1 protein-coding gene is annotated in these 7,612 nt (G+C 72.7%); it reads right to left on the bottom strand.

Annotation, left to right across the window (positions count from 1 at the left end):
• A partial coding sequence (locus B7767_RS44270; RefSeq protein WP_256923820.1) for a type I polyketide synthase occupies positions 1–7,589 on the bottom strand: 7,589 nt, incomplete at its 3' end.
• Positions 7,590–7,612 lie beyond the last annotated feature (23 nt).

The following is a 7,612-nucleotide window of genomic DNA, read 5'->3' as shown; positions in this document are numbered from 1 at the left end:
CCGGCACTGCCGAACGTCCCCGCCACCGACGAGAACACCACGAAGGCGGTGAGGTCGAGGTCCTTGGTCGCCTCGTGCAGGTGCCAGGCCGCGTCCACCTTCGGACGCAGCACCCGCGCCAGCCGCTCGCCCGTCAGCGACTCCACCACACCGTCGTCCAGCACACCCGCCGCATGCACCACCGCCCGCACCGGATACCGGCCCACCAGCGCAGCCACCGCATCCGCGTCGGCCACATCACAGGCCTCCACCGACACCCGCACACCCAGCCCGGACAACTCCGCGACCAGAGCCCCCACACCCTCGGCAGCCACACCACGACGACTCACCAACAGCAGATCACGCACACCGTGCCCGACCACCAGATGACGAGCCACGATCCGGCCAAGACCGCCCGTGCCACCCGTCACCAAAACCGTGCCACCGGCCACATCCCAACCGGAAACCTCCAGGCCGGACGTGGAGGACAGGCGCGCCAGACGAGGCACCACCACCTCACCCCCACGCACCGCAACCTCAGCCTCGGCCTCACCCACGGCCAACGCCGCACCCAACAGCTCTGCGGTGAGCCCGGTGTCCGGCTCGACGTCCAGCAGACCGAACCGCCCCGGATGCTCCAGCTGAGCGGATCGCACCAGTCCCCTGACCGGAGCGTCCGTCAGGTCCTCGGCGTCTTCGGATGCACCGACGACGAAGACCAGACGGGAAGCGGCGAACCTCTCGTCCGCCAACCAGTCCCGCACGAGGGTCAGGGCTCGGGCGGCCGCCTGGTGCGTCGACTCGACGACGTCCGGCAGCGAACTCGTCACGGCGACCAGCACCGTGCCGGGCACGTCGCCCGCGGCCAGTGCATCGAGGTCGGTGGCGGTGACCGGAGCGTTCGCGTCGGCGGCGATCGTAGCGAGGACCTCCTCGCCGAGCAGTGCGACCGGGTACGGAGAAGGAGTGCCGGTCACGGCACGGGCGGGCACCCAGTCCACGTGGTAGAGGGACTTCGCGCCGCTCTCGGACACGCCACCGACGGCCGAGGCGGACCGTACGACGAGGGCCTCCACCGAGGCGACGGGAGCACCCGTCGGGTCGGCCAGCTCGACGGCCAGGGAGTCGTCACCGGTCCTGGTCAGCCGGACGCGCAGTGCCGAGGCGCCGGACGCGTGCAGGCGCACGCCCTCCCAGGAGAAGGGCACGCCACCGAGCGCGGTGTCGTCACCGCCGAAGGCGAAGGAGGCGTGCAGGGCGGCGTCGAAGAGCGCGGGGTGGAGCCCGTAGGTGCCGCCGTCGACGTTCTCGTCGAGCGCCACCTCGGCGAAGACCTCGTCGCCCCGCCGCCAGGCGGCCCGCAGGCCTCGGAAGACGGGACCGTAGCGGAGGCCGGCCTCGGCCAGCAGCTCGTAGCAGTCCGTCACGTCGACCGCGCGGGCGTCCTTCGGCGGCCAGACGGACACGTCGAAGCCGGAACGCGCGACGGTCGTCCCGTCGGCCAGTGTGCCGTGCGCGTGCAGGGTCCAGGGGTCGCGCTCGTCGTCCCCGTCGGGCCGCGAGTGAACGGCGACGCTACGGCGCCCCGCCTCGTCCGCTTCACCGACGGTGACCTGAATACGGGTGCCGCCCTGAGCGGGCAGGACGAGCGGGGTCGGCAGGGTCAGTTCCTCGACCGTGTCACAGCCGACCTCGTCAGCGGCACGGATGGCCAGGTCCAGCAGGGCCGTGCCCGGCACGAGTACCGATCCCTGCACCTCGTGGTCGGCCAGCCACGGCTGTGACTGGAGCGACAGCCGTCCGGTGAGCACCATCCCGTCGGTGCCGGCCAGTTCGACGGCCGCGCCCAGCAGCGGGTGTCCCGGGGTGCCGAGGCCCGCCAGGCGAATGTCACCGGCGCCGGCGACGGATCCCACGGGCCAGAAGTACTCGTGCTGGAAGGCATACGTCGGCAGGTCCACCGGGCGTCCGCCCGTTCCGTCGAGCACGGCGGCCCAGTCGGCGTGACCGCCGCGGACGTACAGCTCGGCCAGAGCCCGCAGGACGGTGGCGGTCTCCTCCCGGTCCTTGCGCAGCACAGGTATGAGGAGGGCGTCGTCGCCGGCGCTCTCGCGCGCCATGCCGCTGAGCACACCGTCCGGACCCAGCTCCACGAAACGCGTGACACCCTCACCGGCCAGCACACGGACACCGTCGTCGAAGCGCACGGCCTCACGGACATGGCCCACCCAGTACGCGGCCGACGCCAGCTCACCGGGCTCCGCCAAGGCACCGGTCACGTTCGAGACGACGGGCAACCGCGGGTCGCTGTAGGTCAGCCCCTCGGCGACCGTGCGGAACTCCTCCAGCATCGGTTCCATCAGCGGAGAGTGGAACGCGTGCGACACCCGCAGCCGGGACGTACGACGACCCAGCCCGCGGAACACCTCCGCCACGGCCTCCACCGCCGCCTCGACACCCGAAACCACCACCGAAGAAGGCCCGTTGACGGCCGCCACCGACACCTCACCCGTCAGGTGCGGCAGCACCTCCGCCTCCGTCGCCTCCACCGCGACCATCGCACCACCGGCCGGCAACGCCTGCATCAACCGCCCACGCGCAGCCACCAGCACACACGCATCCGCCAGCGAGAACACACCCGCCACATACGCAGCCGCCACCTCACCGATCGAATGCCCGGCCACGTAGTCGGGGCGCACCCCCCAGGCATCGAGCAGCCGGAACAGCGCCACCTCGACCGCGAAGAGTCCGGCCTGGGCATACACGGTCCGGTTCAGCGCCTCCGCGTCCTCGCCCCAGACGACGTCGCGCAGGGGGCGGTCCAGGTGCTCGTCCAGCCCGGCACAGACCGCGTCGAACGCCTCCGCGAACACCGGAAAACGCTCGTACAAGCCCCGGCCCATACCCAGCCGCTGCGACCCCTGCCCCGAGAACAGGAACGCGGTCGGGCCGCCGTCCCGCGCGGTGCCGCGGAGGACGGCCGGGGACGACTCGCCTCGGGCGAGTGTCCGCAGCCCCTCGAGCAGGTCGTCGCGGTCGGCACCGAGCACGACGGCGCGGGACTCCAACAGGGCGCGGGAGGTGGCCAGTGCGTAGGCCGTGTCCAGCGGGTCCTGGTCCGGGCGGTCCGTGAGGTGGTCGAGGAGCCGTCGGGCCTGGGCGCGCAGCGCCTCGGGGGTCGCGGCGGACACCGTCCAGGGCAGCGGGGGCGTCGGGCGTTCGCCGTCGCCGTTCACCGGTCCCGGCTCGGCGGCCGGGGCGGGTACGGGGGCCTGCTCCAGGACGACGTGCGCGTTGGTGCCGCTGAGTCCGAACGCGGAGACACTCGCGCGGCGCGGGTGCGGGGCGTCCGGCCACGGCCGTTCCTCGACGACCAGTTCCGCGTTGCCCTCGGTCCAGTCGACGTGCGGCGAGGGCCGGTCGACGTGCAGGGTGCGCGGCACGGAGCCGTGCTCCATGGCCATCACCATCTTGATGACGCCGGCGACACCGGCGGCGGCCTGCGCGTGCCCGATGTTCGACTTGATGGAGCCGAGCAGCAGCGGCCGGTCGGTGGGACGGTCCTGGCCGTAGGTGGCCAGCAGTGCCTGCGCCTCGATCGGGTCGCCCAGGGTCGTGCCGGTGCCGTGCGCCTCGACGACGTCGACCTCGGAGGCGGCGACCCCCGCGGCCTCGAGCGCCTGCCGGATGACGCGCTGCTGCGAGGGCCCGTTGGGTGCCGTGAAGCCGTTGGACGCGCCGTCCTGGTTGACTGCTGTGCCCCGGACGACCGCGAGGACGCGGTGCCCGTTGCGTACGGCGTCGGAGAGGCGCTCGACGAGGAGGACGCCCACGCCCTCGGACCAGCCGACGCCGTCGGCCGCGCCCGCGAACGCCTTGCAGCGGCCGTCCACGGACAGCCCGCGCTGTCGGCTGAACTCGACGAACATGCCCGGGGTCGACATCACCGTGGCACCACCGGCCACCGCGAGCGAGCACTCGCCCGAACGCAGCGCCTGGACCGCGAGATGCAGGGCGACGAGGGAGGAGGAGCAGGCGGTGTCGACGGTGACGGCCGGGCCTTCCCAGCCGTACGTGTACGACAGCCGGCCGGACACCACGCTGCCGCCCGCCGTGCCGGAGGGTGACACGTTGAGGGCGTAGTCGTGGTACATCACGCCGGCGAAGACACCGGTGCGGCTGCCCTTGAGCGAGCCGGGGTCGATGCCCGCGCGCTCGAGCGCCTCCCAGGAGGTCTCCAGGAGCAGTCGCTGCTGCGGGTCCATGTACAGGGCCTCGCGCGGCGAGATGCCGAAGAATCCGGGGTCGAACCGGGCGGCGTCGTAGAGGAAGCTGCCCCGCCGGGTGTAGCTCTTGCCTTCCGCACCGGGCTCCGGGTCGTACAGGCCCTCCAGGTCCCAGCCACGGTCGTCCGGCATGTCGGAGACGGTGTCGACGCCGTCGGCGACCAGTCGCCACAGGTCCTCGGGGGAGGTCACTCCGCCCGGGTAGCGGCAGGCCATCCCGATGATGGCGATCGGCTCGTTGTCGACGGGCGTCGTGCTCACGGCCGTTCGGCCGGAGGCGGTGGAACGGAGGGCCGGGCCCGCGAGCTTCTCCTCGATGTGCTCGGTGACGGCGAGGGCGTTGGGGTGGTCGAAGACCAGGGTGGCGGGGAGCCTGAGTCCGGTGAGCTGGTTGAGCTGGTTGCGCAGTTCGGTCGCGGCGAGCGAGTCGAAGCCCAGTTCCTGGAAGGCACGGTCGGGTCCGATCGCCTCCGCCGAACCGTGTCCCAGCACCGCCGCCACCTGCGAGCGCACCAACCGCAGCACGGTGCGGTGCCGCTCGGCGGCGGTCAGCCCGGACAGCCGGTCCGCGAGGCCACCGGCCGTGGTGGCGGCGGTCGCAGCGGAGGCCGCCTGTCGTCGGGGCACGGGGGTGAGGGCGCGGAGGAGGGCGGGGACCTCGTCGGTCCGGGTGCGCAGGGCGGCGGTGTCGACCCGCAGCGGGACGACCGTGGCCTCACCGCGGTCCAGGCCCGCCGCGAACAGCTCCAGCCCGGCCTCACGGGAGAGCACCGGCAGACCCTGCGACGCCATCCGCCGACGGTCCACCTCACCCAGATACCGGCCGAGCCCCGCACCCACGTCCCAGAACCCGAACGCCATCGACGTCGCCGGCAGACCCTCCGCCCGCCGACGCGCCGCCAACGCGTCCAGGAACACGTTCGCCGCCGCGTAATTGCCCTGCCCCGCCGTCAGCACCAGACCACCCGCCGACGAGAACAACACGAACGCGGCAAGGTCCAGCCCACGGGTGGCCTCGTGCAGCCACCACGCCGCATCCGCCTTCGGCGCCAGCACACCGTCCACCCGCTCCGGCGACAACGCACCCACCAGCCCGTTGTCACCCACACCCGCAGCATGGACGACCGCCAGCAGACCACGCTCCGTCGCGAGTGACGTGACCAGGGCGTGAACCGCTTCCCGGTGCGACACGTCGCAGGCGACGATGTCGACGCGGGCTCCCATCCCCTGTAGCTCTTCGGCGAGTTCGGTGGCGCCGGGAGCGTCGGGGCCGCGCCGGGACGTCAGGACCAGGTCCCGCACCCCACGCTCGGCCACCAGGTAACGGGCGACCACCGCACCCAGACCACCGGTACCGCCGGTGATCAGCACCGCACCGGTGCCGTCCAGTGCCGGGACCGTCCGGTCCGCGTCCGGCTCGTCATCGGGCACGGGCACGTCCTGCGGCTCGGGCGAGGGCAGGCGGGTCAGGCGCGGCACCAGCACCGCACCGTCCCGTACGGCCACCTCCGGCTCACCCGCGACCACGGCCGCCACGGCCACGTCCACATCCGTGTCCGTGCCGGTGCCACCGTCGACGTCGGCCAGCGCGAAACGGCCCGGGTTCTCCGACAGCGCCGCACGCACCAGACCCCACACCGGAGCCTGCACCACATCACCGGCCGAACCGACCGCGACCGCGCCCCGCGTCACCACCACCAGACGCGAACCCGCGAACCGCTCACCCGCCAGCCACTCCTGCACCACACCCAGCACCCGGTGCACCACCGACCGCACACCCACCGGCACATCCACACCGGCCGCAAGCACACCGGCACCGGCACCGCAGTCCAGGACCACCGTCTCCGGCACCTCACCGTCCGCCGACAGTTCCTCCCACGGCGTCCACGCCGCACCGGCGGCACCGGCAGTCCCCGGGACCCACTCGATGCCGTACAGCGCACCCGCGTCACCGGACGCCGTACCCAGCTGGTCCGCCGACACCGGACGGCCCACCATGGAGCCGACCGACATCACGGGCGCACCGGTCACGTCGGCCACGGACAGGGTGACGGCACGGCCGTCCAGCTTGCCGATGCGGACGCGGACGGCGGTGGCGCCGACCGCGTGCAGGCGCACGCCGTTCCAGGCGAACGGAATCACCGTCTCGCCCTCACCGTCGTTCAGGATCGCCGCATGCATCGACGCGTCCAGCAACGCCGGATGCAGACCGAACCCACCGGCCCCACCCACCGACTCCTGCGGCAGAGCGACCTCCGCGAACAACTCCTCACCCCGACGCCACGCCGCACGCAACCCACGGAACACCGGACCGTAGCCATAACCACGCTCACGGAAGACCTCGTACGCACCCTCCACCGGCACCACCTCCGCACCCGCCGGAGGCCACTGCGCCAGATCGAACTCCGCCGGCACCACACCCTCCACCAGGAACCCGGAGGCATGGGTCGTCCACGGGGCGTCCTCGGCGCCTTCCGGACGGGAGTAGACGGCGAGCGTGCGGTGGTCGGCATCCTGGGGTCCCACCACGACACGGACCTGAACGGCGCCCTGTTCGGGCAGCACCAGCGGGGCTGCCAGCGTCAGTTCGTCCAGCGTCGCGCAGCCCACGGCCTCGCCGGCCTTCAGGGCGAGTTCCACCAACCCCGTGCCGGGCAGCAGGGTGCGGCCCAGGACCACGTGATCGGCCAGCCACGGCTGCGCCTCCACCGACAGCCTGCCCGTCAGCACCACACCACCCGAATCCGGCAGCGCCACCACCGCACCCAGCAACGGGTGATCGGAGGCGTCCAGACCGGCTGCGCGGGCGTCGGCCGCTGCGGTGACCGTGCTGTTCTCCGGCCAGTAGCGCTGTCGCTGGAAGGCGTAGGTCGGCAGGTCGACGGTGCGTGCGCCGGTGCCGGCGAAGTACGCGGCCCAGTCCACCCGGGCCCCGGCCACGTGCAGCCGAGCCAGCGCGGTCAGTGCCGCCGATTCCTCGTCGCGGTCCTTGCGCAGCAGCGGGATCAGGTGTGCCTCGTCGCCGGTGCTCTCGCGGGCCATGCCGCTCAGCACACCGTCCGGACCCAGCTCGACGAAACGGGTGACACCCTGACCGGCCAGCGCGCGGACACCGTCGGCGAAGCGCACGGCCTCACGGACGTGGGTCACCCAGTACGCGGGCGTGGTGAGTTCGCCGGGTGCGGCAATGCGGCCGGTCACGTTGGAGACGACGGGCAGCAGCGGGTCGGCGTAGGAGAGGTTCTCGACGACCGTGTGGAACTCCTCCAGCATCGGCTCCATCAGCGGCGAGTGGAAGGCGTGCGACACCCGCAGCCGGGACACACGACGCCCCAGCCCGCAGAACA

The sequence above is a fragment of the Streptomyces sp. 13-12-16 genome, assembly GCF_002114215.1.
Lineage (GTDB): Bacteria > Actinomycetota > Actinomycetes > Streptomycetales > Streptomycetaceae > Streptomyces.
The sequence above is the reverse complement of the archived record's forward strand: the minus strand, read 5'-3'. Positions and strand labels throughout refer to the sequence as shown.